At 71.8% G+C, this 25,120-nt stretch carries 29 protein-coding genes; 21 read left to right on the top strand and 8 right to left on the bottom strand.

Going from position 1 to position 25,120, the window contains the following annotated elements:
* Positions 1 to 147 precede the first annotated feature (147 nt).
* The 12 genes from HZS54_RS22865 (at position 148) to HZS54_RS22920 (ending at position 8,108) form a co-directional block, all read left to right on the top strand.
* Positions 148 to 543 (top strand): ArsR/SmtB family transcription factor, encoded by a 396-nt coding sequence (locus HZS54_RS22865; protein ID WP_179919396.1) that lies wholly within the window; start codon positions 148 to 150, stop codon positions 541 to 543.
* On the top strand, positions 540 to 1,061 hold the full coding sequence (locus tag HZS54_RS22870) for an arsenate-mycothiol transferase ArsC (RefSeq protein WP_425484358.1): 522 nt from the start codon (positions 540 to 542) through the stop codon (positions 1,059 to 1,061). The genes HZS54_RS22865 and HZS54_RS22870 overlap by 4 nt, the downstream gene beginning before the upstream one ends.
* A complete protein-coding gene (locus HZS54_RS22875; RefSeq protein ID WP_179919397.1) occupies positions 1,058 to 2,116 on the top strand; it encodes a DUF7973 family transport facilitator in 1,059 nt (352 codons plus the stop codon). Before HZS54_RS22870 ends, HZS54_RS22875 begins: the two co-directional genes overlap by 4 nt.
* A gap of 120 nt (positions 2,117 to 2,236) precedes the next feature.
* A complete protein-coding gene (locus HZS54_RS22880; RefSeq protein ID WP_179919398.1) occupies positions 2,237 to 3,139 on the top strand; it encodes a DUF7319 domain-containing protein in 903 nt (300 codons plus the stop codon).
* A gap of 183 nt (positions 3,140 to 3,322) precedes the next feature.
* Positions 3,323 to 3,982: a plastocyanin/azurin family copper-binding protein gene (locus HZS54_RS22885; RefSeq protein WP_179919399.1), complete on the top strand. Its 660-nt coding sequence runs from the start codon at positions 3,323 to 3,325 to the stop codon at positions 3,980 to 3,982.
* On the top strand, positions 3,982 to 4,371 hold the full coding sequence (locus tag HZS54_RS22890) for a DUF7318 family protein (protein ID WP_179919400.1): 390 nt from the start codon (positions 3,982 to 3,984) through the stop codon (positions 4,369 to 4,371). Before HZS54_RS22885 ends, HZS54_RS22890 begins: the two co-directional genes overlap by 1 nt.
* Before the next feature lie 2 nt (positions 4,372 to 4,373).
* On the top strand, positions 4,374 to 5,270 hold the full coding sequence (locus HZS54_RS22895) for a Rieske (2Fe-2S) protein (RefSeq protein ID WP_179919401.1): 897 nt from the start codon (positions 4,374 to 4,376) through the stop codon (positions 5,268 to 5,270).
* A 2-nt stretch (positions 5,271 to 5,272) separates the two neighbouring features.
* Entirely contained in the window at positions 5,273 to 6,076 is an 804-nt protein-coding gene (locus HZS54_RS22900) for a cytochrome b (protein WP_179909195.1), read from the top strand.
* 4 nt (positions 6,077 to 6,080) lie between these two features.
* The gene (locus HZS54_RS22905) at positions 6,081 to 6,842 is read left to right on the top strand and encodes a cytochrome b family protein (protein WP_179919402.1); all 762 of its coding nucleotides are present in this window, start codon (positions 6,081 to 6,083) and stop codon (positions 6,840 to 6,842) included.
* Complete coding sequence (locus HZS54_RS26760; protein ID WP_425484359.1) at positions 6,843 to 7,298, top strand: DUF7315 family membrane protein; 456 nt, start codon at positions 6,843 to 6,845, stop codon at positions 7,296 to 7,298.
* On the top strand, positions 7,291 to 7,563 hold the full coding sequence (locus HZS54_RS22915; RefSeq protein WP_179919403.1) for a DUF7314 family protein: 273 nt from the start codon (positions 7,291 to 7,293) through the stop codon (positions 7,561 to 7,563). Before HZS54_RS26760 ends, HZS54_RS22915 begins: the two co-directional genes overlap by 8 nt.
* 239 nt (positions 7,564 to 7,802) lie before the next feature.
* Positions 7,803 to 8,108 (top strand): hypothetical protein, encoded by a 306-nt coding sequence (locus HZS54_RS22920; protein ID WP_179919404.1) that lies wholly within the window; start codon positions 7,803 to 7,805, stop codon positions 8,106 to 8,108.
* A gap of 232 nt (positions 8,109 to 8,340) precedes the next feature.
* Here the strand turns inward: HZS54_RS22920 and HZS54_RS22925 are convergent, their stop codons facing one another.
* Complete coding sequence (locus HZS54_RS22925; RefSeq protein ID WP_179919405.1) at positions 8,341 to 8,790, bottom strand: DUF7313 family protein; 450 nt, start codon at positions 8,788 to 8,790, stop codon at positions 8,341 to 8,343.
* A 117-nt stretch (positions 8,791 to 8,907) separates the two neighbouring features.
* A complete protein-coding gene (locus HZS54_RS22930; protein ID WP_179919406.1) occupies positions 8,908 to 9,651 on the bottom strand; it encodes an NAD(+)/NADH kinase in 744 nt (247 codons plus the stop codon).
* A gap of 157 nt (positions 9,652 to 9,808) precedes the next feature.
* On the opposite strand from HZS54_RS22930, the gene HZS54_RS22935 reads away from it, so the two are divergent.
* Both HZS54_RS22935 and HZS54_RS22940 read left to right on the top strand, forming a co-directional pair.
* On the top strand, positions 9,809 to 10,588 hold the full coding sequence (locus tag HZS54_RS22935; protein ID WP_179919407.1) for a halocyanin domain-containing protein: 780 nt from the start codon (positions 9,809 to 9,811) through the stop codon (positions 10,586 to 10,588).
* Positions 10,589 to 10,717: 129 nt separating this feature from the next.
* Positions 10,718 to 11,371, top strand: coding sequence for a plastocyanin/azurin family copper-binding protein (locus HZS54_RS22940; RefSeq protein WP_179919408.1), 654 nt, complete (start codon positions 10,718 to 10,720; stop codon positions 11,369 to 11,371).
* Between the two features lie 30 nt (positions 11,372 to 11,401).
* Here the strand turns inward: HZS54_RS22940 and HZS54_RS22945 are convergent, their stop codons facing one another.
* From HZS54_RS22945 to HZS54_RS22955, 3 genes are all read right to left on the bottom strand, one after another.
* Positions 11,402 to 11,932, bottom strand: coding sequence for a type II toxin-antitoxin system RatA family toxin (locus tag HZS54_RS22945; RefSeq protein WP_179919409.1), 531 nt, complete (start codon positions 11,930 to 11,932; stop codon positions 11,402 to 11,404).
* Positions 11,933 to 12,022: 90 nt separating this feature from the next.
* Entirely contained in the window at positions 12,023 to 12,487 is a 465-nt protein-coding gene (locus tag HZS54_RS22950) for a DUF5518 domain-containing protein (RefSeq protein ID WP_179919410.1), read from the bottom strand.
* 103 nt (positions 12,488 to 12,590) lie between these two features.
* Positions 12,591 to 13,013 (bottom strand): universal stress protein, encoded by a 423-nt coding sequence (locus tag HZS54_RS22955; RefSeq protein ID WP_179919411.1) that lies wholly within the window; start codon positions 13,011 to 13,013, stop codon positions 12,591 to 12,593.
* A 166-nt stretch (positions 13,014 to 13,179) separates the two neighbouring features.
* Between HZS54_RS22955 and trpB the strand changes: the two genes are divergently transcribed.
* Positions 13,180 to 14,337 (top strand): tryptophan synthase subunit beta, encoded by a 1,158-nt coding sequence (gene trpB, locus HZS54_RS22960; RefSeq protein WP_179919412.1) that lies wholly within the window; start codon positions 13,180 to 13,182, stop codon positions 14,335 to 14,337.
* A 34-nt stretch (positions 14,338 to 14,371) separates the two neighbouring features.
* Here trpB and HZS54_RS22965 read toward each other — a convergent pair whose 3' ends face one another.
* Complete coding sequence (locus HZS54_RS22965) at positions 14,372 to 15,436, bottom strand: M48 family metalloprotease (RefSeq protein ID WP_179919413.1); 1,065 nt, start codon at positions 15,434 to 15,436, stop codon at positions 14,372 to 14,374.
* Between the two features lie 94 nt (positions 15,437 to 15,530).
* Between HZS54_RS22965 and HZS54_RS22970 the strand changes: the two genes are divergently transcribed.
* The 6 genes from HZS54_RS22970 (at position 15,531) to coaBC (ending at position 22,719) form a co-directional block, all read left to right on the top strand.
* Positions 15,531 to 16,616: a DUF4129 domain-containing protein gene (locus tag HZS54_RS22970; protein ID WP_179919414.1), complete on the top strand. Its 1,086-nt coding sequence runs from the start codon at positions 15,531 to 15,533 to the stop codon at positions 16,614 to 16,616.
* Positions 16,617 to 16,660: 44 nt separating this feature from the next.
* Positions 16,661 to 17,284 carry a DUF7269 family protein gene (locus tag HZS54_RS22975; protein WP_179919415.1) on the top strand — a complete coding sequence of 208 codons (624 nt, stop codon included), beginning with the start codon at positions 16,661 to 16,663 and terminating at the stop codon, positions 17,282 to 17,284.
* Positions 17,281 to 18,966, top strand: a complete 1,686-nt coding sequence (locus HZS54_RS22980; protein WP_179919416.1) for a DUF58 domain-containing protein — start codon at positions 17,281 to 17,283, stop codon at positions 18,964 to 18,966. Before HZS54_RS22975 ends, HZS54_RS22980 begins: the two co-directional genes overlap by 4 nt.
* Positions 18,963 to 20,417, top strand: coding sequence for a hypothetical protein (locus tag HZS54_RS22985; RefSeq protein WP_179919417.1), 1,455 nt, complete (start codon positions 18,963 to 18,965; stop codon positions 20,415 to 20,417). Before HZS54_RS22980 ends, HZS54_RS22985 begins: the two co-directional genes overlap by 4 nt.
* Before the next feature lie 44 nt (positions 20,418 to 20,461).
* Entirely contained in the window at positions 20,462 to 21,247 is a 786-nt protein-coding gene (locus HZS54_RS22990) for an NAD(P)/FAD-dependent oxidoreductase (RefSeq protein WP_179919418.1), read from the top strand.
* A gap of 314 nt (positions 21,248 to 21,561) precedes the next feature.
* Positions 21,562 to 22,719, top strand: coding sequence for a bifunctional phosphopantothenoylcysteine decarboxylase/phosphopantothenate--cysteine ligase CoaBC (coaBC, locus tag HZS54_RS22995; RefSeq protein ID WP_179923113.1), 1,158 nt, complete (start codon positions 21,562 to 21,564; stop codon positions 22,717 to 22,719).
* Between the two features lie 41 nt (positions 22,720 to 22,760).
* Here the strand turns inward: coaBC and HZS54_RS23000 are convergent, their stop codons facing one another.
* Together HZS54_RS23000 and HZS54_RS23005 are read right to left on the bottom strand one after the other, a co-directional pair.
* Positions 22,761 to 24,113: a glycosyltransferase family 87 protein gene (locus HZS54_RS23000; protein ID WP_179919419.1), complete on the bottom strand. Its 1,353-nt coding sequence runs from the start codon at positions 24,111 to 24,113 to the stop codon at positions 22,761 to 22,763.
* Between the two features lie 122 nt (positions 24,114 to 24,235).
* Complete coding sequence (locus HZS54_RS23005; RefSeq protein WP_179919420.1) at positions 24,236 to 25,003, bottom strand: class I SAM-dependent methyltransferase; 768 nt, start codon at positions 25,001 to 25,003, stop codon at positions 24,236 to 24,238.
* Positions 25,004 to 25,120 lie beyond the last annotated feature (117 nt).

Genomic DNA, 25,120 nt, shown 5'->3' on the forward strand with positions numbered 1-25,120 from the left:
TGCTTTCGGCCAGTCGCGCTAAAACGTGCCGAAAGCCCGCTCGTTCTCCCGCTCTCCCGGCCCGACCGCCGGCGCGCGTCCGCGACCGAACGGGTTCGCCTCGCTCGGCCGGAACAGATATATGAACGGTTGTTCATCTATTCAGCTATGTCGACCGACTCGACGCGACTGCGGCGGTTGCTCGCCGCGGAACTGGGGGAGTGTTGCGACGCCGACGTGGCGGCGCGCATCGACGAACTGGAGGGGCTGGCCGAGGCGACGCCGGCCGACCGGGACCGTGACCTGACGGCGCTGTCGACGCTCTCGGACGGGACGCGCCACGACATCGTCCGCTACCTCGCGGCGGCCGACGGGGAGCTGTGCGTCTGCGAGCTGTCGCCGCTGGTCGAGGTGAGCGACAGCGCGATCAGCCACGCGCTCTCGGACCTGCACGACGCCGGGCTCGTCACCCGCCGGAAGGAGGGGACCTGGCGGTACTACGACGCGACCGACCGGGCCGAGCGGCTGCTCGACGCGCTGGACGACACGCGGGGTGAGCGATGAACGACGAGTCCGGCGGCGAAGTGGCGGACGCGGCGGGATCGGCCGAGGGAGACGGCGACGACACCGTCCGGATCGCGCTGATGTGCGTCCGGAACGCCGGCCGCAGCCAGATGGCGACGGCGTTCGCCGAGCGCGAGCGCGACCGCCGGGGGCTGGGCGACCGCGTGGAGATCCTGACCGGCGGGACCGACCCCGCCGACGAGGTCCATCCGGTCGTCGTCGACGCGATGGCCGAACTCGATATCGACATCGCCGACCGCGAGCCGCGGGCGATCACGACCGATGAGATGGCGACCTGCGACTACGTGGCGACGATGGGCTGCTCGACGCTGGAACTCGACCCCGCGGCGGGCGTGGACGTGCGCGACTGGGCGCTGGACGACCCCCACGAGCAGGACCTCGACGCGGTCCGTGAGATCCGCGCGACCGTCGAGTCGAACGTCGTCGCGCTGTTCGACGAGTTCTCCGACCCGGCCGAGGGCGAGACAGCGACGGACGACGAGCGGTCCCAGGAATGACGCTGGCGGATCTGGTCGCCGTCGAGCTACTGCTGGCGGCGTTCGCGGGCGGTGCGTTCGGCGCGGCCGTCGGCGCGCTCCCGTCGTTCTCGCTGGCGGGGCTGGTCGTCGTCGTCGGCGAACTGTACGCGATGGGCGTCCGGTCGCTGGGCGGGGCGGTCCCGGTCGACGTGACCGGTTCGGTCGCGTTCGGCGCCGTGCTCGGCCCGCACGTCGCCTTCGGCGGCGGCGCCGCGGCGGTGGCCTACGCGTCGCGCCGTGGATATCTGGACTCGGCGGGCGACGCCCACGACGCGAAGGACGTGACCCGCGGGCTCGGGAGCCGACCGGACGTGCTGGCTGTCGGGGGCGCGTTCGGCGTCGTCGGCTACTGGGTCGCGACGCTGGCCGGATCGCTGTCGGTGCCGGTCGACCCGGTCGCGCTGGGCGTCGTCGTCTCGGCGCTCGTCCACCGGGTCGTTCTCGGCTACAGCGTGGTCGGCGCGCCGGCGGGTCGCCTGTTCGACATGTCGTCGTTCGAACGCGGGCGCGGTGAGACGACGGTCGAGACCGACGGCGGGGACGGGACTGCAGCCCGATCGGTCGACCCGTGGCTGCCCTACCAGTACCGCTGGGGCGGGGTCGCGGCGCTCGGCGCGGTCGTCGGCGTCCTCTCGGCGTACACCGCCTACCTGACCGGGAGCGCGTTTCTCGCGTTCGGGATCACGGTGTCGGTACTATTCCTGCTCTGTGCCGGGGTCGACGAGATCCCGGTCACACACCACATGGCGCTCCCGGCGAGCACCGTCGTGGTCGCGCTGGCGGGCGTCTCCGGCGGCGCGCCCGCCCCCGGTGTCGTCGCGGAGGCGGTCCCGCTGGGCGTCGCGCTGGCGCTCGGTGGCGTCTTCGGCGTCCTCGGCGGACTGCTCGGCGAGGTCGCACAGCGGGTCTTCTACGCGCACGCGGAGACGCACCTCGACCCGCCGGCGGCGAGCATCGTCGTCACCTCCGGCGTCATCGGTCTGCTGGCGATCGCGGGCGTCCTGCCGGCCGCGGCCTGGGTGCCGACGCCCTGAGTCGCGGTCGGGTGTCGGGTCGCCTGTCTCGGGCCGCGGGCCGGCGACTTCGGGCGTCGAGTCGGTCGCCGCGGGCCGCGGGTCGGGGCGCTTTTACCCCTCGGGGACCGAGTTCCGGCAATGAGCGACGCCGCCGACGAACGGGTCGACGGGTCCGACGAGGCGTCGGGTGCCGACGGCGAGGACGACGCCGAGTCCATCGAGGCGCTGCGCGAGCGGGTCGAGGCCGAGTACGACTTCGACGACTTCGGTCCGGCCGAGATGGCCTCGATGTCCTCCGAGGAGTGGGAGGCGGTCTTCGACCACGAGTCGTGGATCACGGGCCAGGAGCTGCTCGACCGCGTCGAGGCCGACCTCAAGCGGCGGGTCGCCGAGCGCGAGGTGTTCGCCCGCGTCGAGCGCCGGGACGACCGCCTGGTGGCCTACTCCGACGAGGGCTACGCCACCGTCTACGCCGACGGCACCGTCGAGGGCCACGGCACCGTCCTCCGGGACGTGAAGCCGACGGTCGCGCTCGCGTCGATGGAGTCGTACGACGTGCCCGACGCGCCGCCGGAGGACCTGCTCCCCGAGCCTCAGGACGTGCCCGAGGGCAGCGGCGAACTCGGCAACACGATGCTGCAGGTCGTCGCCGGGATCCAGGTGCTGGCGGGCATCCTGCTGATCGGCGGGTGGCTCGTGATCAGTCTCGGCGTGGTCGCCCCGCCAGGGGGCGGGTCGGTGCGCTCGCTGAACGTCATCGCGATGCTGCTCGGCGGCGTCGTCTTCCTCGCGATCGGCGTGTTGCTGTTCGGCGTCGTCGCCAACGCCCGCCTGTCGGACAAGTTCCGCGCCGAGGAGTACCGCAACCGCCTCCGCGCGGTGGAACTCGAGCCGGGCGAGCGGCCGGACTTTCTCCCCGACGACGGGGAGGCCTCCGAGGACGCGGCGGGGATCCCCGGCGAGGCCTCGGACGGGCTCCCGGGCGACGGGCCGGACGAGGGGCGGTCCGGGAGCGCCGACGGCGGAACCGACGGTTCCTGAGCGGCGCCGCCCCTCGCCTCTGGCGACCGCGTCGGGCGGTCGGCAGCCGGACGAGCGGGGCGCTCGCGGACAGCGCGCGTCGGCACGACGACGACCCGAATATCTCCGGCTGTGGCGGGCTAATCGCGCGCCTGCGTGCGTATTCGGTGGGTTTATACAAATTCGGTACCGACCATCGTTTGTATGAACAGACGGGACTTTCTGCGGACCGCCGGCGGTGCCGCGGGCGGTGCGTCCGCCGTCGCCGCGGGGGCCGGAACGGCCGCCGCCCAGGAGGGCGGCGGAGGCGGGAGCGTCCAGCCCGTGTGGCCGTCGTACGTCAGCGACGCGAACGGCCCCGGCTACGAGGATCTGCGTGGGAACTCCGAGGTGACCATCGAGGTCGGCGTCGGTTCGACCGGGTTCGCGTTCGGCCCGACGACGACCTGGATCGACTCGGGGACGACGGTGGTCTTCGAGTTCGTGGAGGCGGGCCACAACGTCAAGCCGACCGAACAGCCCGACGGCGGTAGCCTCGACGGGACGGAGGGCGGCGAGTTCGCTACGATCTCGGCGGGTCAGACCTACGAGGTCACGCTGGAGACAGGGGGCATGTACACGTACAACTGCGCCCCCCACGAGGGCCAGGGGATGAAGGGCGCTATCGCCGTCGGCGGCGACGTCGAGACCGAAGAGGTCGGCGGCGGCGGCCAGACGCCGCTCAACCCCGAACACATGGGCGTGCCCTTCCACCCCCACTACGTCGGCATCTCGACGATCGTGATGATGGTCGTCTCGCTGTTGTTCACCTTCTTCCTGCTGAAGTACGGTGAGTCGCCGAACGCGAAAGGGGGGAACAACTGATGTCCTCGTCGGGGTCCACCTACGGCGACATCCACCGCTACGAGCCCGCCCGCGAGAGTACGGCGGCGGCCGTGGCGATCGTCCTGTTGACGATCGTCGAGGTCGTCTTCGTCGGCCTGTTCACGTTCGGTCTCGTGAACGGCTGGGGGTACAGCCCGCTCGGGAACATGTATCTGGGCGGTATCCTCGCCATCATCTTCGTCGACCTGGCCTTCGTCCTGATGATCTACCGCAAGGAGTTCCTGCCGGACGTGATGATCGTCAAGAAACGGCGCCGCAAGTGGGAGGACCTGTACGTCCGCGAGGAGGACGTCGACGGGACGACGTTCGCGGAGGGCGACCCGATAGAGAGCGTGAAACGAGCTGTCTACCCCTACTACAAACGATAACAATGCCACTAGACGAAGACAAGTATCCGGGTGAGACGGGCCGACGCCGCTTCGTGAAAGGCGTCGTCGGCAGCGCCGCGCTGGCGAGCGTGGGAACCGGCGGGGCGGCCGCCGTGAACACGGTCACGTCGGCGGCGGGCGGCGGCGGTGGCCCGACACAGTACATGGCCATCGAGAACACGGACGGGCCCGCGCCCCGCGGGATGCCGATCGTTCCGCTCGAAGTGAACGACTCGGGCGAGCTGCGGGGGCTGTTCCCGGAGGCGAGCACCGAGACGGTCGGCGGCGTCACCCGCACGGTCGCGGAGATGGACGTCGGCGGGACGACCTACTCCTCGCAGTGGTTCCAGTACTGCGGGCTCGAGAGCTACCAGGGCGTCCAGCCGAACGCCGACGCGGACAACCTCATTCGAGCGGCGGCCAGCCCGCCGCCGGCCTACGAGTGGCAGCAGGACATCGAGGGCGGCGCCCCCCTGACCGTCGACATGTTCGACGACTACGAGGAGTGGGGCAACAGCATCGGGCAGGCCGGCCTCGGCAAGCCCGCCAGCGCCACCTGGCGCTCGCAGGGCGAGGACGCGAAGACGATCCCGGTCCAGGTGCTTCGGACGCCCGAGATCCCGAAGATGATCAACGGAGAGCAGGGTGCGCTCGGACGCGACTACAGCGAGATCCCCCAGAACGTCCGGAACTTCCTGGACGCGGCGACCGATCAGGACTTCATGGCCTGGATCAACAAGTGTACGCACTTCTGTTGCGTGCCGGGCTACAAGCAACTGGCGGGGAGCGCGAACTTCGGCGGGTCGAACGCGGTGTACTGTCAGTGCCACCAGTCGCTGTACGACCCGTTCAGCCCGACGCAAGTCCAGTTCGTCGCACGACCGCGGCCGGATAGCTAACAATGAGTCTCGAACGCAAAGACGAACACGACCACGACGGCTGGATGGAGAGCCGTGACCTCACGGCTATCGAAGAGATCTACCTCACGGTGTTGCTGTGGCTCGACAGGCGCCTGCGCATCGTCGACTATCTGGAGATCCTTGAGAACATGTACTACAAGGTCAACTTCCAGATGCCCAAGAGCCACACCGAGCAGTACAACCTGGACAACAAGTTCTGGTACTGGTACCCCCTCTACGCGCTGGGGTCGTTCTCGACGATCGCGTACGTCGTCGCGGCGATATCCGGCGCGTTGCTGGGGTTCTACTACGCGCCGGGCGCAGGGGCCTCCAACGGGACGCCGGATCTCGCGTACAACTCCATCACCTTCATCATGACCGAGTTGAACTTCGGGTTCTTCCTCCGGTCGCTGCACCGGTGGTCGGCGCAGGTGATGGTCGCGGCCGTGTTCCTGCACATGCTGCGTGTGTACTTCACGGGCGCGTACAAGGAACCGCGCGAACTCAACTGGATCATCGGCATCGTGCTCATCTCGCTGACGATGGTCTTCGGGTACACGGGCTACCTGCTCCCGTGGGACCAGCTGGCCTTCTGGGCCGGCCAGATCGGCGTCGAGATGAGCCTGTCGATACCACTCATCGGCGAGTGGGTGGCCCAGCTACTGTTCGGCGGGTTCACCCTGAGCCAGTCGACGGTCCAGCGGATGTACATCCTGCACGTGTTCGTGCTCCCGTTCGTCACGACCGGGATTATCGCCGTCCACATCGGCATCGTCTGGATGCAGGGCATCGCGGAACCCCACTGATACAATGAGCGACAACGACAACAGCGAGGAAGTTCGCACCGACGGCACGGGTATCGTCCCGCCGGACGACGAGACCCCGACCTGGAGCGAGCGCAAGGCGCGCAAGCAGGGGCTCGCCCGGCTGACCTACGAGTACTTCGAGCGGTCGCGCCGCGAGGACCAGGACCTGCGCCAGCAGTCCTCTTACGTCGAGCGTGACGTGCTGGCGTTCCCGACGTGGCCCCACGAGATGATCCGCAACCTCGCGCTGACGAGCTTCTTCGTCGGCATGATCATCTTCCTCTCGGCGGCGCTGCCGCCCCACATCGGCCCGCCGGCCGACTCCTCGTCGACGCCGGCGATCATCCTGCCCGACTGGTACCTGTACTGGTCGTTCGGCCTGCTGAAGCTCGGCCCGCTCAACCCCGAGATCAGCCTGCTGGGCGGCCAGAAGTTGATGGCCGACCGCACCTACGGCGTCATCGCGAACCTCGTCGTCGTCGGCTTCGTCGCCATCGTCCCCTTCCTCAACAAGGGGAGCGCGCGCCGGCCCGTCGAGCAGCCGTTCTGGTCGGCCGTCGGGGTCAGCGGCATCGTCTTCGCCTTCACGATCGCCGCGCTCTCGGTCAAGAACCTCATCCCGATGGACTCCCACCTCATCTTCGACCTGACCTTCATCCTCCCGGTCCTGGCGGCGTTCCTCAGTTACGCCGTCCTCCGGACGATGCGGGAGGGGTACATGTTCAACCTCAACCGCCGGTACTACCGCCTGCGGCCACCGAAGTAGATGAGCGACCCGTCCCGCTCCGGCGACCCGACCGACGCGACCGCCGACGGGACGGACGACGCCGGTTCTCCCGACGCTGACGCCGATTCTCGCGATGCCGTCGCCGACTCCGCGTCCGCCAGCGACGGGTCCGCGGTCGAACCGTCCGCAGACGGCGAGAACGAGCCGACGGGCGCGCGCGGCCGCGACGTGGTCGTCCCCGACCCGGTGTACAAGCGGGTGACGGTCTTCTCGACGCTGTTCGCCGTGGCGGCGGTCGTCGGCGGTTTCCTGTTGCTCGACGTAGCGACCGACAGGGCGACGGCGGAGCTGTCGGAGGTCCAGCCGCTCGTCGCGCTGGCGGGCCTGGGGCTGATCGTCGTCGGCGCGGTCACCTACGCGTTCTCGACCCGATTCAGGGCCGACGGAATGGGAAACGCTAAAGACGAAACCGACGAAATATCCGATAATGGCTGACGAATTCGCGAAAGGGATGGCGGTCTTCTCGGCCGCGGGGCTGGCGTGGCTGACCCTCGCCGGCTGGTACCGCACGCCTAGCTTCGAGGGGAGCGGCGTCCAGCTGGTCGCCCCGGTCGAGGGCGTCAACACCGTCTACGGCGAGCTCGGCGTCGCGATCATGGACGTGATGGCGTGGTTCGCGGTCTTCGGCGCGCTGACCTTCTGGGTGATCATCCCCGCCCTCGAAGAACTCCGGAGCGCCTACGCCGAGCGCTCGAACTGACCGCAGTCGGATTCTCTCGGTTCGTTCGTCCCCGCGAGCGGCCGGACCGTGATCTCGTGTTGTTCGCATCTCGTCGAATTACCGGTCTCTCACCCGTTACTCCACCCCGCTCGGACTGTTCAGTGTGCATGCGCATCTTGCACCGTATTCTTCCCTGACTATTCGGTTAGCGGTGAAATCGCTATTAATATCACCTGTGGTGAATTTATATACTGGTCATGATGCGAGTAGATCGTCCGATGGGTGAAACTGAACGTCTCGTCGAGGATGCGATGCGTGCTGCCGGTATCCCGGATCGGAAGATCGGACGCGACGCCCGCGGGCGAATCGAGGGCGTAAAGACGGCGATCTCCGCGACAGGCGTCGTCCTTGCCGACATCGCGACACTGCCCAAACGGAATGACAGTTGCTACGTCTGCATCGTTGGTCGGTACAATTCGCGGTCACAGATCCCCTCCCTGCTGGGACGACAGTCACCGAAGATAACTCAGGAAGTGAGATCGACCCTACGCGGGAAAGCCGGAGACGATCTCACAGTTCTGTAGTGGTGGAGCTGACATACTGCCCGCCGCTCCCTCGACCCCTCTCAGATATCGTCGTTGTTAGAACGATCTGTGCGAGATGTACCTTCTGTACTGAGCGCCTCGGGTCGCGGGCACCGACTGATCAGGTGTGGTCGACCGGGCGTCGTCCGGCGGGGTTTCCCGCGGTTTCACGAAGTGGAGTCCCCGCGGCTCGACTCTACCAACCGGAGAAGCCGTCGAAACGAGAACGGCCTTACAGGAACTGGCCGAGCGGGCCGTAGAAGAACGTGACGTAGCCGACGTACGCCAGCGCGACGAGAGAGGCGCCGATGGCGGCTTTGGGTCGCTCGAGGTCGATCTCCCGGCGGACCTCGACCTTGCGGGACTCGAACTCGAAGATGTCCGTCATGAGGACGAAGATGGCGATGACGGCGGTGACCATGCCGGCGTGGTGGTGGACGGTGAGGAAGTAGAACGACCCGAGCACGAGCGCGACGTTGGTGAGGACGTGGAAGGGGTGCCGCGAGAGGTCGTCGGCGTCACCGTTCTCGGCCTGGGAGCGGTGGCGTCGATGCGCCAGCGCGCGCGCCGCGATGTTCAGGACCACGAGACCGAGGAGCACCGCCTCGATGACGAGCACTTCCTCGGTGATGTGGCTGTCGAGGACCGCGTCGACCGGCCCGAACAGCTCGTATGCAACCATACCCGAACGATCGGTCCGTCGCCCATTAGAGCTTTTCCAATCCAGCGCGGTCTCGACCCGTCGAACCGGGCCGCCAGAGCCGTGTCGCCGCCCGCCGAACCCGGACACCGGCGACGCTCAGGCCGGCGGGAACGGCGACCGGCCGGCCGCGACCACCGCGACGGCGATCGAACCCGCGGGCGTCACCCGGACGGGTTCGTGGGGTTCGACCGGGCCGACGACCCTGTCGTCGGCGAGCAGGTGGACGGCGGTCTCGTCGCGCTCGACGGAGACGCTGAGGCCCTCGGGCGGGAGGACCCAGTGGTCGATGTCGGTCTCGAAGGGGGCCACCGGGACGACGGCGACGGCGTCGGTCTCCGGCGCGAGGACCGGTCCGCCGGCGTCGCTCGCGTAGCCGGACGACCCCGCGGGGGTGGCGACGACGACGCCGTCGGCGCGGAACCGCGCGACGCGGTCGTCGCCGCGTTCGACCGCGTACTCCGATATCTGTGCGGGTTCGGCGCTGACGAGCATCAGGTCGAACAGCGCCGTGGCGCGGGTCCGGTCGGCGACGCGCACGTCGACGAGCGGGTGGGACGCCCGTTCGTAGTCGCCGGTCACGAGGTCCGCGACGCCGGCGGCGACCGCCTCGCGCGGCACCGAGCGGACGCCGGCGCCGGCGGCGACGGGGAGGACGGGGTCGTCCGTACCGGTGCGCGCGACCGCAAACAGCGCGGACTCGCCGACGGCGACGACGGCTTCGCTCTCGTCGACGACGCGTTTCGCCGTCCCCGCGGTCGCCCGGCCGCCGGCGGACTCGACGGCGGCGACCACCGCGTCGGCGTCGGCGCCCACGACGCCGACGACCGGACTGTCGCTCATCACCGGAGCGTGGCGGTGACTCGGCAAAAAGGCACCGCACCGCGGGCGCGCCGACCCGTGGATTGGTATCGCCGTCGGCGTGACCGAGGCCCGGGAGCGGCCGCGCGGTTGGCGTTGCAAGCCGGGGACTCAGGCGCCTCGGCGACCGATCGGAGGTATGACCCGAGAGACCACGCGACGCGGCTTCGTGACCGGCCTCGTCGGCGCCGGGGCGGCCGGCGCGGCGAGCGCGACCGCGGCCGCACAGCAGACCGGGACCGACGGAGGTGGCACGGCGACCGGCGGGGGCACGGCGACCGGTGATGGGGGCGGAACCGCGACCGGCGACGGGACGGCCGACGGTGGGGGTGGGACCGCGGGCGGCGGAACGGCGGCGGGTGACGGAACCGCGGCCGGCGGCGGAGGGGGACAGCCGGACTTCGGTGACTGGTTCGAAGACGTGGGCAACTACACCGGCGAGGTCGTCGACCTGCGCGACGACTCGGACCCGGAGGTCCAGGTCGGCACCGAGGCCAACGGCGGCGCCTTCGGGTTCGGTCCGCCGGCGGTCCACGTCGAGAACGGGGCGACGCTCACCTGGACCTGGACCGGCGAGGGGTGTCCGCACAACGTCGTCGAGCAGGAGGAGGTGTTCGACTCCGGCGAGCCCGGCTGCGAGGGCGTCGGCCCGTTCGAGTACACCTTCGAGGAGGACGGTATCTACCGGTACGTCTGCGACCCACACGAACAGCTCGGGATGAAGGGGGCGGTCGTCGTCGGGACGGACTATCCGACGGTCGACACCGGTGGCGGCGGGGACGGTCCGGGGATTCCGCAAGTGCCCGACGCGGCGCGCACGCTGGGGGTCGCGACGGGGGTCGCGATGGCGGCGACGCTCGGGCTGACCTACCTCTTCATCAAGTACGGCGGCGACTACGGCGAGTTCGAGGAGGCCTGATCGCGGGATCTCGGTCCGGCGACGGGCTGCAGCACTCGGTTGCGGGGTGTGCAACGGGGCCGCAGGATCTCGCCGTGAGCCCGGCGTCGTTCCGGTGGATTCACTACGGGCGGGTCCATACGGCCGAGCATGAGCGACCAGAGCGCGGACGTGTCACGGCGGGCGTTCCTGCGCGCCGGTGCAGGCGCCACAGCAGTCGCGGCCGGTGCGGGCACCGCGGCCGCCCAGGAAGAGGGCGGCGGAGGCGGCAACGTCAAGCCGGTCTTCCCCTCCTACGTCAGCGACGCGAACGGCCCCGGCTACGAGGACATGCGCGGCAGCTCCGAGGTGACCGTCGAGGTCGGCGCCGGCTCGGGCGGGTTCGCCTTCGCCCCCACGAACATCTGGATCGACGCCGGGACGACGGTCGTCTTCGAGTTCGTCTCGTCGGGGCACAACGTCAAGCCGACCGAACAGCCCGACGGCGGCGGCCTCGACGGGTCGGGGGGCGGCCAGTTCGCGACCATCTCCGAGGGCGAGACCTACGAAGTCACGCTGGAGACCGGTGGCATGTACACGTACAACTGCGCCCCCCACGAGGGCCAGGGCATGAAGGGCGCTATCGCCGTCGGCGGCGACGTCGAGACCGAGGAGATCAGCACGCCCAGCGCCCCCTCGCGCCCGCAGGTCCCCGAAGCGGCGAAGTCCCTGGGCATCGCGACCGGTTTCGGGATGGCGGCGACGCTCGGGCTGGGGTACTTCTTCATCAAGTACGGCGGCGACTACGGCGAGTACGACGAGTAGGCGGTCGCGGCTCTCGTTTTCGACGGCGGTTCAGATGGCGTCCGGACGGGTGTGGACCGTCAGGTCCACCTCCCGGGGCTGGCCCTCGATGTCGGCGACGATCCGCTCGACGACCCGCTCGGCCTCCTTCTGGATCAGCGGTTTGACCTTCTCGACGACCCACGACAGCGAGACGAACCGGGGGAGGTCGATGCTGCCGGCGTTGACGGAGCCGGGGTCGTACTCGATGCGCAGCGAGACGCGGGAGGCCGTCTCGACGCCCTCGGGGGCCTCATCGGGTGCCTCCTCGACGCGCCAGTGGCCGTCGGCGTCGATGTTCCGGGTCACTCGCCAGTCGAGGCGGTTCGGTGGGTCGGCGTCGACTACCTCCGTGTGGGCGGTGTAGGTGAGCTTCCACCAGGAGAACCGGAGCGCGTAGCGCGTGCCGGGCGAGCCGTCGCCGTCGCGACGGACCCGCTCCAGATACTCGGAGTAGTCGGCGTACCGCGGGAAGTCGACGATGAAGTCGTACATCTCCGCGGGCGGCACGTAGACGACCGTGCTGACCTCGACTTCGTCCACACCCGCTCTGGGGCCCGCTGGTACTAATAGCCTCGCCGACGGGCCCGATCGCGGCGCCGACGGAACCGAAAAACGAACGCGAGACGCCCGTCAGGGCGCCGTCTCGGGGTCGACCTCGACCGTCGGGTCCGCGGCGGGACCGTGGTCGTCGAACCCCTCGTCGTCGGTGCGTTCCCGGAGGTAGACGCCGAGGTATCCGCCGACGGCGCCGGTCCCGGCGACGACGACGGCGGTCACCACGAGCGCGAACAGGAGTATCGCGGCGAGGACGACCGCTCCGAACGCCTCGCCGCCGGCGAACGCGCCGAAACTGAACACGCTGAACACGAGCCCCAGCACCGCGAAGACGGGCACGGCGGCGATCAGCCCGGAAACGGCGCCGACTTTGGCGCCCCCCATGCGGGTCCCCTGCTGGAGGTAGCCCGCGACGCCGCCGCCCAGCACCGTCGCGAACGGGATCCACGACAGCACCACCATCACGACCGCGCCGATCAGCGCGTTCACCCAGAACTCTCCCTCGCGGCGCTCGACGAACGAGTCGGATTTCGTAGCCATGGATACATATACGCTCGCTCACACGATAAAGATATGTGCCGTTTTGTCGCCTCTAGCGCTTCTATGGGGAGATACCGGGGATGTCGGCTCGGTGTCGTGGGCCTCACCGGGTGACAGTCACCGGGACCGACGCCTTGTCGATGACGGTCTTGGCGACGCTGCCGACGCGGCGGCGCCGCTCGGAGCGGCCGCGGTGGCCGACGAAGACCGCGTCGACCCCGGCGTTCTCGGCGTAGGTCGTGATCGCCTCGGCCGGTCGGCCGGTCAGCAGTTCCGTGTCGACCGCGATATCGCCGTGTTCGGCCGCGGCCGCGGCCGTCTCGGCCGCCGCGTCGAGTATCTCATCGGCGTGGTCGACGGCGCTCTCCTCGCCCGGGAGGACGATGTCGCCGTCGACCAGTTTCGTCTCGGGCGTCAGCACGTGGACGACCTCCAGGTCCGCGTCCCAGACGCTCGCTTCGCGGGCGGCGTGTTCGACCGCGGCGTCACTGACTGTCGACCCGTCGGTCGCGACGAGGTAGCGCATACCCGACGGTTCGCGGTCGACGGTATAGTCGCTCCCGGGCGTTCCCCCTCGCTGGGAACGGGAGCGCGGACCCGCGGTGGCGGTCCGACAGCCCGCGGCGGTGGTCCGACGGACCCGCCGCGCCGGCCCGATAGACCTATTATCGAGAGCGTGGACATGGGCGCCTATGAGCGACAGCGAGGAGTTCGGCGAGTTCGGCGGCCGACACGTCCCGGAACCGATGCAGGAACCGCTCGCGCAGCTGGCCGAGGCGTTCGAGTCGGTGGCTCAGACCGAGGAGTTCCGCGCGGAACTGCGGGCGATCCTGGAGGAGTTCGCCGGTCGGCCGACGCCCATCTATCACGCGGAGAACCTCAGCGAGCGCTACGGCGCGGAGATCTACCTCAAGCGGGAGGATCTGCTCCACGGCGGCGCCCACAAGATCAACAACGCCGTCGGGCAGGCGCTGCTGGCGGAGAAGGCCGGGAAGTCGCGGCTCATCGCCGAGACCGGCGCCGGCCAGCACGGCACGGCGACGGCGATGGTCGGCGCGCTGTTCGACCTCGACACGGAGATCTACATGGGGGCCAAAGACGTCGAGCGCCAGCGGATGAACGTCTTCCGCATGCGCCTGATGGGCGCGGAGGTCAACGAGGTCGAACGCGAGGGGCAGGGGCTCTCGGAAGCGGTCGACGCCGCGCTCGAAGATTTCGTCGAGAACATCGACGACACGCACTACCTCGTCGGCTCCGTCGTGGGGCCGGACCCGTTCCCGCGGATGGTCCGGGAGTTCCAGTCGGTCATCGGCCGCGAGGCCCGCGAGCAGTTCCGCGAACGAACGGGCGAACTCCCGGACGCCGCGGTCGCCTGCGTCGGCGGCGGCTCGAACGCCATCGGCCTGTTCCACGCCTTTCGCGACGACGACGTGGCGTTCTACGGCGGCGAGGGCGGCGGTGAGGGCGGGGACTCCGACCGCCACGCCGCGCCGCTCGACGACGGCCACGAGGACGTGCTCCACGGGATGAAGACCCGCGTCATCGACGACGACACGGAGGTCCACTCCGTCTCGGCGGGGCTGGACTACCCGGGCGTCGGCCCCGAACACGCGATGTTCCGCGAGATGGGGCGCGCCGAGTACCGGGCGATCACCGACGACGAGGCGCTGGCGGCGTTCCGCGCGCTCAGCGAGGAGGAGGGGATCATCCCGGCGCTGGAGACTGCCCACGGGCTGGCGATGGCAAAGCGGGTGGCCGAGGAGACCGACCACGAGACGATCCTCGTCAACCTCAGCGGCCGCGGCGACAAGGACATGGAGACCGCCGCCGAGCAGTTCGACCTGTCCTGAGGTCGCGGTCGCGGCTCGCTCCGCCGTCTCGCCGTTACTGCCGGTCGATCAGCTCGCGGAGCCGCGCGACCCGCTCGTCGGTGGGCGGGTGCGACCGCGTCTCGACGTGGAACTCGTCGGGGTCGGCCGCCTCGTCGGTTCCGAAGCCCGCGGGGAGCAGACAGAGGCCGCGCACCTCGTCGTAGGCGAGGCGTTTGTCGACGGTCGGGGCCGCGGTCGTCTCGTCGTCCAGCGTCGCGAGCGCGTCGGCGAGCGCGGCGGGGTCGCCGCTGAGCCGGCCGGCCGCGCGGTCGGCGGCGAACTCGCGGTACTGCGAGAGCCGACGGGCGGCGACGGTGGTCGCGACCGCGAAGGCGCCCAGGGCGACGCCGCCGAGGACGACCGCGGCGACGAGCCCGCCGACGAACCCGAGCGCGTAGCCCGGGTCGAACGGGCTCGACCCCGTCGCGACGGCGCCGACGACGTAGAGCGCGGCGAGGGTGGCAGCCCAGACGGCGCGGCTCCGCGCCCACGGGCCCAAGTGGTCGAGGAGGGAGTAGCGGTCGCCGGTCAGGGCGGGGAGAAAGGAGGCCAGCGTCATGACGGTCGCGTCGCGGTGCTGGAGGTGGGCGAGTTCGTGCGCGAGGACGGCGTCCAGTCGGTCGCCGTCCAGCGTCGCGAGCAGGCCGGTGCTGACGACGACGGTCGGCCGGCCGGCGCCGTCGAGCGCGAAACTGTTGGGCGTCTCGCTGTCGACGACGTAGCAGTCGGGCGTGGGGACGGCGGTCTGGGCGGCCAGCCGCGTCAGCCGGCGGTGGAGGTCCGGATGGGTCTCGGGGTCGGCCGGCTCGGCGTCGACAGCCGCGAGCGTCTCGCGGCGGACGTAGCGCAGCTGCGCCCAGACGCTGACGGCGACGAGCGCGACGGCGAGCGGGAGCCACCAGAGCGCGGCGACCGCCCCGGGGACGCCCGCCGCGCTCGCGGCCCCGCGGACGGCGGCGCCGAGCCAGGGCGCGGCCAGCGTGACGAGGACGCCGACGAACAGCGCGTTCGCGGCGACGACGACGACCAGCGCGGCCGCCATCCGAACCGCGAGCCCGCGGTCGTTCCGGAGGGACACGAACCCCCGTACTACCCGTCGGGTGAAAAACTGTGCGGTCGCTGAACTGTGTCTCGGGCAGAAAGGTTTTATCGCGAAGCGTCTACTGTCCGGTGTGAGGCGTTCGGGTCCCCGCATCACGCTCGTCGCGCTGGCCGTCCTGGCGGTCGCGTTCGGCGGTGCCCTCTTCCCCTCCTCGGGGTTCGGGTCGGCACCGGCCGAGGAGACCGAACTGATCGGCACGGACGTGCCCGCCGAGCCGACCGACCGGCTCGGCACGGACGCTCGAGAGGCCGAGCCGGCGGGGGCCGACGAACCGGAGACGGACGGCGAACCGACGCCCGTCTCGACGATCGCCGAGGGCGACGCGGCGACGCCGTCGCCGACGCCGGAGCCGACACCGACGGCGACCGCGACGCCCGTTCCGGACGACGGGGATTCGTCGGGCGGTGGCGGCGCTATCGGGCTGTTGTCCTGGCTGTTCGGCGGTGGGCTGCTGGTGCTGGCCGCCGTCGCGATGGTGGCCAGCCTGTCGTCGTGGCTGGGGGACGGCGGCTCGGGCGACGGACCGACGCTCGGACCGCTCTCGTTCGGCTGGGCGTTCGGCGGGGGCGGCGTCTCGCCGGCGGGGCTGGTCAAGCGTGTCCCGCAGGCGACCATGGTCGCGCTCGTCGGCGCGTCGACGGGGACGGCCCGAGTTCTCTCGACCGCGGGGTCGGCCGCGAGCGACGCCGCCGCGGGGCTCGCGACCGTCCTCGGCGGCGGGTCGCGGGCGACGGGTAGTCTGCTCGCCGGGCTCGGCGGGCTGTTCTCGTCGGGCGGATCGCTGGTGTCGGTCACGGGTATCCTGTCCGGGCTGGCGAGCGGCGGGTCGGGCGGCGCGAGCGGGAGCGCGCCGGACGCCGACGCGCGAACGACCGCGCCCGTCGAGCCCGAGTCGAGCGACGACCCGATCCGGACGGTCGAGGGGGCGTGGGAAGCGTTCGCCGACCCGCTGCCGGTTCGTGACCGGGAGGCGCGGACGCCCGGTGAACTGGCGCGGACGGCGATCGACCGGGGGGATCCCGCCGACCCGGTCGAGCGACTCAGAGACGTGTTCAGGGACGTGCGCTACGGCGGCGCGCCGGCGAGCGACGACCGGACGCGGACCGCCGTCGAGGCCGCCAGGGACGTGCTGTCCCGGCGGGAGGACGAGGAATGAACGTACCACCGTCGGTCGGACCGGACCGGGGGCGTAGTCGGCCGATGGACGTCGACCTCGGGCTCGGCGGGCGACGGGTCCGGCTGGCGGCGGCCGCGGTCGGCGCCCTCGCGTTCGCGACGGCGCTCGCGCTGGTCGCGGGGGTCGGCGGGGAGCGGTTCGCCGACGCGGTCGACGCGGTGGTCTGGCCGGCCCGTCCGCTCGTCTACTTCGTCGCCCACTTCGCGCTCGTCCTCGGCGTCTGGTCGCTGTGGCGCGGCCGCTCGACCGACGAGGACGCCGACGTTTCGCTCCCCGACCCAGGCGACGCCGAGGGGTCCGAAGCCCGGCTGGTCGGCGACGCTATGGACGAGGTGCTCGACGCGCTCGGCGACCCGGAGACCACGGACAGCGGGTGGCGCCGCGTCGACGTGGAGACCCAGATCCGCGGTCTGGCGGTCGACGTGCTCCGTGAGACCGGAACCGACGACGCCGAGGCCGCGCTGGAGACCGGCGAGTGGACGGACGACCCACGCGCGGCGGCCTACCTCGGGGACGACGTACCGTTACCGGTCCGGGTGCGGGTCGCCGACTGGGCCAGCGGCGACCCCTACCGTCGGCAGGTCGAGGCGACCGTCGCGGAGCTGTCCGCCGTCGCCGGCGTCGAGGCGGAGGTGGCCGAGGCGTGAGCGACACGCGTCCCGGAACGACGACCGACGAGCGGGACCCCTCCGAGGCGACCGACGGCCGAGAACCGTCCGAGGGGGCCGTCGACACCGACGGATCGGCCGCGGAGACCGAGAGTATCGACGAACCCCGCGACGCGGACGCCGGTGGGGTCGACGATGCGGATACCGACGCGGTCGACGGTGCGGATGCCGATGCGGTCGACGGTGCGGATACGGGTACCGACCCGGCCGACGCCGACTCGGACCCGGCGGCCGACACGGCGGTCGCGGCCGAGGGGGAGGCGGAACCGTCGATCACGGGCGACGGGTCGGAAGTGACCCTGGAGGCCATCACCGGTGCGGAGACGACGGCGACCGGCGTCGAGAACCGCTGGGTCGCCGGCGTGGTCTTCGCGCTGGTGTCGGTGGCGCTGGGCGTGTTCCTGTCGAACACCGGCCTCTTCCTCGCCTCGATCGTCGGGCTCGTCTACGCGGCGTACGCGTCGCTGTCGCGGCCGCCGTCGCCGTCGCTGGTCGCACAGCGCCGCGTCGAGCCGGCCGACCCGTCCCCGGGCGACCGGGTCGCGGTGACGGTGCGGGTCGAGAACGCCGGGGACGTGCCGCTGGCGGACGTGCGCGTCGCCGACGACCCGCCCGCGGACCTCGACGTGGTCGAGGGCGACGCACGCGGGGCGGGCACGGTCGAGCCCGGTGGCCATCTCGCGGTCGAGTACGAACTCGACGCGTCCCGCGGCAAACACGAGTTCGGGGACGTGACGGCCGTCGCGCGCAGCGCCGCCGGCGAGGCGGTCAGGCGGACGACCTTCGAGGCCGGCCAGTCGATGGTCTGTCACTCGGCGGTCGACTCGCTGCCGCTGGCCGCCCAGACGGGGATCGGCGCGGGCCGCGTCGAGACCGACTCCGGCGGCGAGGGGGTGGAGTTCTACGCCACCCGCGAGTACGCGCCGGGCGACTCCGCCAGCCGCGTCGACTGGAACCGCTACGCGTCGACGGGCGAGCTGACGACGGTCACCTACCGCGAGTCGAAGGCCGCGACCGTCGTGTTCGTCGTCGACGGCCGGGTTCAGCGCCGGGCCGCGCCGGGCGACCCGGGCGCGCGGGACCTCTGTGGGTACGCCGCGGTCAGGCTCGCGGACGACCTCCTCGACCAGGGGACCCAGGTCGGAGCGTCGGCGGTCTCGGCGGCCGGCGCCGACTACTTCGAGACGCGCGGGACGCTCGCGCCCGCCACCGGGACCGAGCAGTCGCTGCGGCTGCGAGCACTACTGCGGACGAAACTCGATGTCACGGTCGACGACCTGGGCACGGCGGTCGGGCGCTCGTTCGCGGCGGCGACCGGCGACGCGGCCGGCCGGTCCGGCGGTGGGCAGGGGCTGCCCGGCGGACAGCGCCGGCTGACCGACGAGATCCCGGCCGGCGCGCAGGTCGTCTTCGTCTCGCCGCTGCTGGACGACGACGCGGTCCGGGCGGTCGAGCGGCTGGTCGCACACGACCACGCGACGACCGTCGTCAGCCCCGACCTGACCGACCGGGAGACGGTCGGCGCGGTCGTCGACCGGCTCCGCCGAGCCGCCCGCGTCCGCTCGGTGACCGGCGCCCGTCGGGCGCGCGTCGTCGACTGGTCGCCCGACGAACCGCTACAGGTCGCGGTCGACCGTGCGGCCGCGAGGTGGGAGCGATGAGCGCCGACCACCCGCGGGCCGGCGTCGTGTCGGCGCGGGGCGCCCTCGCGGTCGCGGCGTGCGTCGCGACGGCGGTGCTGGCGCTCTCCGGCGCGGGCGCGGTCGGACTGGTCGGCGTCGCGGGCGCCCTCGTGTTCGGCTGGGGCGTCGGGGCGCTCGACCCGTCGCGGACCCGCCGGCTCGCCGCCGGGAGCGTCTCCGTCGCGGTCGGCACCGCGGCGCTCGCGGGGGCGGCGAGCGGACTCGCCGCGACGGCGCGCCCCGCCGGTCACGCGGTGATGCTCGCGGCGACGGCGGCCGTCGCGGTCGCGGCGCTCGCGGGGCTCTCCGATGAGACGACCGACCGGCTCACCCGCGCCGTCTCGGAGTCGGGGTTCGTCGCGCTCGTGGCGCTCGCGGTCGCGGTCGCGTGGTTCCTGCTGGTCGGGACCGGGTTCCTGCCCGGGGCGGTCGCGTGGTCGTTCGAGGGGGCGACCGCGGCGCCCGTCACCGCGGCGGTCTGGCTCCAGGTGCTCGGCGTCGCGGCCGGGCTCGCGGCCGACCGGGCGGCGCGCGCGCTCGACTCGCTCGTCCCCGGCCACGGCGCGCCGGAGTCGGGGCTGGCCGCGTCGTTCAGGCTGACGCTCGACGACCTGCCGCGGTGGTACGTGGCGACGCTCGTCCTCGCGCTGCTGTTCGGGTCGGCGGCGGTCGTCCGCGAGACCGTCGCCTCGGCGCTCGCCGCGCGGCCGCTGGCCGGTCGCGTCGTCGACGCGGTGTTGCTCACCGGCGCGGCCCACGCCGCGCTCGGCCTCGTCCTGGCGCTGTCGCTCTGCGTCGCCGTCGCGCCGGCGGTCCACCGCGCGATCGTCTTCTGGACCGGTCCGTCGCCGGGGAACACGGTCGCGTACGGCGCGGGCGGGCTCGTCGTGGTGGCGGTCGCCCTCGGCGGGGGCGCCCTCGCGTCCCTCGCTCGCGCGTTCGACCTGTCGCTCGCCGTCGCGGTCCCGACCCCGGTCGCCGTGGCGGTGCCCGCGCTCGTCGTCTCGCTCTGTGCGCTCCTGACGATGCTGGCGTTCGTCCACGGTGTGGAGTTCGCGGCGAGGAGACTCGTCGGGCGAGCGGACGGCTTCGCGGTCGGCGCCGCCCTCGCGCTGGTCGGGACGGTGCTGCTCGCCGAGGCGCTCCCGACGCTCGCGGTCGTGCTCGCGGCGGCCGGCGCGCTCGCCGTCTGGGACCTGGGCGTCCACGCCGTCGGGTTCGAGCGGGACCTGGGCGGCGTCCGACCGCCGACGCGGACCGAACTCGTCCACGCGACCGCGGCGGGGACCGTGCTGGTCGTCGCCGTCGCCGTCGCCGCCGTCGTCGGCTACTTCGCCGTCCCGATCCGGGTCCCCGACGACCGGGCGACGGTCGCGCTCGCCCTGGTGATGGTGTCGGTCGTCGCCTTCGCGGTCGCGCTGCGAGAGTAGCCGCGGCCGCATCGCTTATCGGAGCGCCCGCGGAATCGACCGGTATGACCGACCAAGACGTGCTCGTTGTCGGTGGCGGGCTGGCCGGGCTGACCGCGGCGCTGTTCACCGCCCGGGCCGACCTCGACACCCGCGTCGTCTCGACCGGCGAACCGATCCTCCGACGCAACGCCCACCTGGAGAACTTCCCGGGCTTCCCCGCCGGCGTCAACCCGCGACTGCTGCTCGACTCGACGCGCGAGCAGGCCGAGCGCAACGGGGTCGCGTTCACCGACGACCGCGTCGAGCGGGTCGCCCCGCTCGACGCCGAGGACCCGCCCTACCCCGAGGACGGCGACCTCGGCCCCGACGACGAGGTGTCGGGGTTCACCGTCACCCTCGACGACGGCGACGCGCTGACGGCTACCTACGTCGTCGCGGCGTCGTGGTCGGACCCCTCGTATCTCGACGAGCTGGACCTCTCGATGGTCCAGCGCGGGTCCAAGCGGTTCGTCGGCGTCGACGACCTGGGCCGGACGGAGGTCGACGGGCTGTACGCGGCGGGTCGCCTGGCGAAGCAGTACCACCAGGCGGTCGTCGCCGCCGGCCACGGCGCGCAGGTGGCGATCACGCTGCTGGAGGACTCGGAACAGCCGTTTTATCACGACTGGGTCGTCCCGGAGGGCTACTTCACCGGCCGCGACCGGGAGGTCCCGCCGGGCTGCGAGGAGATCGACGAGGCCGAGCGCCGGCGCCGGGAGGACGAAGCCCGGGCGGCCATTCGGGAGTCCGTCGCCGACCCGCATCCCGACGAGCCGACGATGCACCCCAGCGTCGCCGACGAGAAGTGATGCGGTCGCGAAATCCCGCCAGTGGGGGCCTGTAACGGCTGAGGCGCGCGAAATCGCGGTCGTGCGCGGCGGATGAACAAACGGAACACTGAATAGGTCGCTCGCGACGACTATCCGATGGGTGTCAGAGGCATCCCCCATCGGATCGGACACCCGCTCTCCCCTCTCTCGGTCCCCGTTTTCCGCTCTCGACCCGTCGAGCGGTCGCGCCGTCCGGCGCGCGCGCGTGCCCCGCCGGTCGTCCCGGCGGCGGCGGTCGCGACGGTCGACGCGAGCCGCCTCTTATAAGTCGCGGCGGCGAGAAGATGGGCGCGATGCTGGACGGCGTCAACGTCGCGCTGGGGGTCACCGGCTCGATCGCCGCGGTGAAGACGGTCGAACTCGCCCACGAGCTGCGCCGCCGCGGCGCGAGCGTCAGGGCCGTCACCACCGACGCCGCCGAGGGGATCGTCCACCCCTGGGCGCTGGAGTTCGCGACCGGCGAGCCCGTCGTCACCGAGATCACCGGCGCCGTCGAACACGTCGAACTCTGCGGCCGCGAGGGCTGGGCCGACGTGCTGCTGGTCGCGCCCGCGACGGCCAACACCGTCGGGAAGGTCGCCGCGGCGGTCGACGACACGCCGGTCACCACCTGCGCGACGACGGCGCTGGGCGCGGGCGTCCCCGTCGTCGTCGCACCGGCGATGCACGAGCCGATGTACGACCACCCCGGCGTGCTCGACGCGATCGACCGCGTCGAGTCGTGGGGCGTCGAGTTCGTCGACCCCCGCGTCGAGGAGGGCAAGGCCAAGATAGCCACCGAGGACGCCATCGCGCTCGCCGCGGCGCGGGCCGCCACCCCGGACCCGCTCGCGGGTCGCCACGTCGTCGTCACCAGCGGCGCGACGACGGAGTCGATCGACCCGATCCGGACACTCTCGAACCGCGCGTCGGGCAAGACCGGCCGCGCCGTCGCCCGCGCCTGTTTCGTCCGCGGCGCGGACGTGACCGTCGTTCACGACGGCGACGATCTGCCCTACGCGACCGTCGAGTCGGTCGAGTCGGCGGCGGAGATGCTGGCGGCGACCCGCGAAGCCGTCGCCGACGCCGACGCGCTGGTCTCGGCGGCCGCTATCTCCGACTACACCGTCGAGCGCCGCGACTCGAAGATCCGCTCGGGCGCCGAGTCGCTGACACTCGAACTCGAACCGACGCCGAAGCTCGTCGACGCCGTCCGCGAGGACCGCCCCGACCTCCCCATCGTCGGGTTCAAGGCCGAAACCGGGGGCGACGACGACGCCATCGTCTCCCAGGCCCGAGAGCTGCTGGAGCGGGCCGGGATGGCCTTCGTCGTCGGCAACGACGCGAGCGTGATGGCCGGCGACCGGACACGTGCGCTGCTCGTCCGGTCGGACGACGTGGCCGAGTTCGAGGGCGAGAAGGCCGGCCTGGGCGCGCGGGTCGCCGAGGAACTCGCCGCGGAACTCGACTGAGGCGGGGATTCGCTCGTCTCGCCCGTCTCGTCGCGGAGTTTTCAGTCGCTCTCGGTCGCGCCGGTCGTCGAGCGGTCGCCGAGCGTCGGGAGGGCCGCCGGGAGGTCGGTCGCCTCGACGACCCGGACGGCCGCGAGGCCGACGAGGAGGGCGTTACCCCACAGCCCGGGCTGGAGGAGCAGATACGCGGGTCTGAGCGCCTCGAAAGCGGGGACGGCGTTCGGCACGGTGAGGACCAGGAAGCGCAGCCCGTAGGCGTGGAGGTGGAGGCAGAGGACGCCGAGCAGGACGAGTTCGGGGTAGCCGTCGCGGTCGAGTTCCTCGGCCAACAGGAGGACGGCGACCGGCAGGAGCGCGACGAAGTAGTAGGTGTAGGTCTGGGGGGTGAGAAGCGGGAAGGCGGCGACGCCGAGCGCGAACACCGTCCGGCGCGCCCGCGGGGGTGCGAGGACGGCGAGGGCGGCGACGGCGAGCGAGGCAGTGGCTCTGAACGCCTGGGCCGTCCCGAGCGCCGCGTTCGCGGGGAGCCACGCCAGCGGCTTGTAGTAGGGCGCGAGCCACAGCGTCGGCGGGCGGGCGCCGTCGCTCCCCTGTGAGACGCCCCAGCGGAGCACGTCGAGGTAGGTCAGGTGCGCCTCGACGCCGAAGAAGCGTATCGACAGCCAGACGACCGGCGGGACCGCGAGCAGGGCGCCGACCAGTCGCCGCCGGTCGTGGAGCAGGTGCGCGCCGATGGGCGCGTAGGCGAACTTGACGACGCCGACGACTGCGGTGGCGGCGCCGGCGAGCAGCGCCCAGGGTGAGTCCCGGAGGGCGCCGTCGGCGTCGCGGGCGCCGGCTTCGGAGCCGCCGGCGGGTCCGCGCCCGTCCCGGACCAGCCCCGCGGCGGCGAACGAGAGCAGCCCGCCCATGAACAGCGCGGTCTGGCCGAGTTTCGCGGTCAGGAGAGCGGGGTGGAACCCGGCGAGCAGGGCCGCCAGCCCGAGCCGTTCGAACCACCGCAGGTCGTAACCCAGCGCGCCGACCAGCGCCTGCAGGCCCGCCCACAGGAAGACACCGCTCGCGAGCAGCCAGACCATCGCTCCGTCGCGGAACGCGAGCAGCGCCTCGAACGGCCAGAACAGCAGGACGACCACCGGCGGGTAGAGGTACGTGCCCCAGAACCCGCCGTCGTCGGCCCGCCGGTAGAGCGATTCGCCCGCTTGCCAGCGGTCGACGGCGCCGGCGTAGGCGCCGAAGTCGCCGAACCGGAAGTCCGACGCGAACTCGGTAGTCGCCCGCAGCCACCAGTCGACGACGGGGTAGGCCAGCAGCGACGCCATCAGGAGGGCGGCGACGGCGACCAGCGCCGGGCGCTCGCGGCGGCGCGCCCACAACCTCCGCAGCAGCGACATACTCGCCGATACTGTCGGACGATATGAGTGTTTTCCGTCCCATCAAATAGCTCTTTGATCCTCCGCGGTCGGGCGATATCGACGGCTGCGAACGGCGGCCGGTGTCGGGAAGCGGCCCGCGCTCAGGGCTCGGCGACGACGACCAGCCGCGTCGACTCCCGTTCGAGGGGGTCGCCGTCGAGGCCGGCGTACAGCGAGACCGAGTCGAAGCCCGCCTCGCGACACAGCGCCGCGAGTTCGGCCGGCGCGTACAGCCGCACCTCGTAGACCATCTCGCCCTCGTAGTCGTAGCCCTCGTCGGTCTCGGCGAAGACGCGCCGAGTCGTCTCCATGCGCGCGGTCTCGGGGTCGTACTCGGCGGATTCGACGACGAGGGCGTCGTCGTCCTCGGGGACGCCGGCGGGCCGGAACTCCGCCAGCACGCCCTCGCGGTTGACGAGTTCGAGGACGAGCGCGCCGCCGTCGGCGACCCGATCGCGCATGCCCGCGAGGACCGCTCGGTCGGTCGCCTCGTCGTAGTAGCCGAAGGAGGTCCAGCAGTTGAACACGAGGTCGTACTCGCCCGTGCGCTCGGCGAGGTCGCGCATGTCGGCGCGCTCGACGGTCACCGCCTCCCCGACCCCCCGTTCGTCGATCCGCTCGCGCGCCCGATCGAGGTACGACTCGGAGATGTCGATCCCCCGGACCGAGACGCCGCGGTCGCCGAGTTCGACGGCGTGGCGGCCGATGCCGCAGGCCACGTCCAGCGCCGACGCCGGTTCGATCCCGTGGTCGGCCAGCAGGGCGAGCAGGGCCTCGGTCTCCTCGGCGGCGTCGTCGACGCGGTCTTCGAGGTGGCGGCGGAACACGTCGGGATTATCGCGGTAGACCGTTTCGGTCCAGTGGGTCATACCGGCGGGTCGACGGCCGGTGTGAAAAGCGACGCGGCGATGTGTGAACTCGTGACGGGGTCGGTCAGGGCGGACGGGACCGGTCACGGCGGACGGGGGCGGTCACGAGGTTCGAGC

The organism is Halosimplex pelagicum (genome assembly GCF_013415905.1).
Lineage (GTDB): Archaea > Halobacteriota > Halobacteria > Halobacteriales > Haloarculaceae > Halosimplex > Halosimplex pelagicum.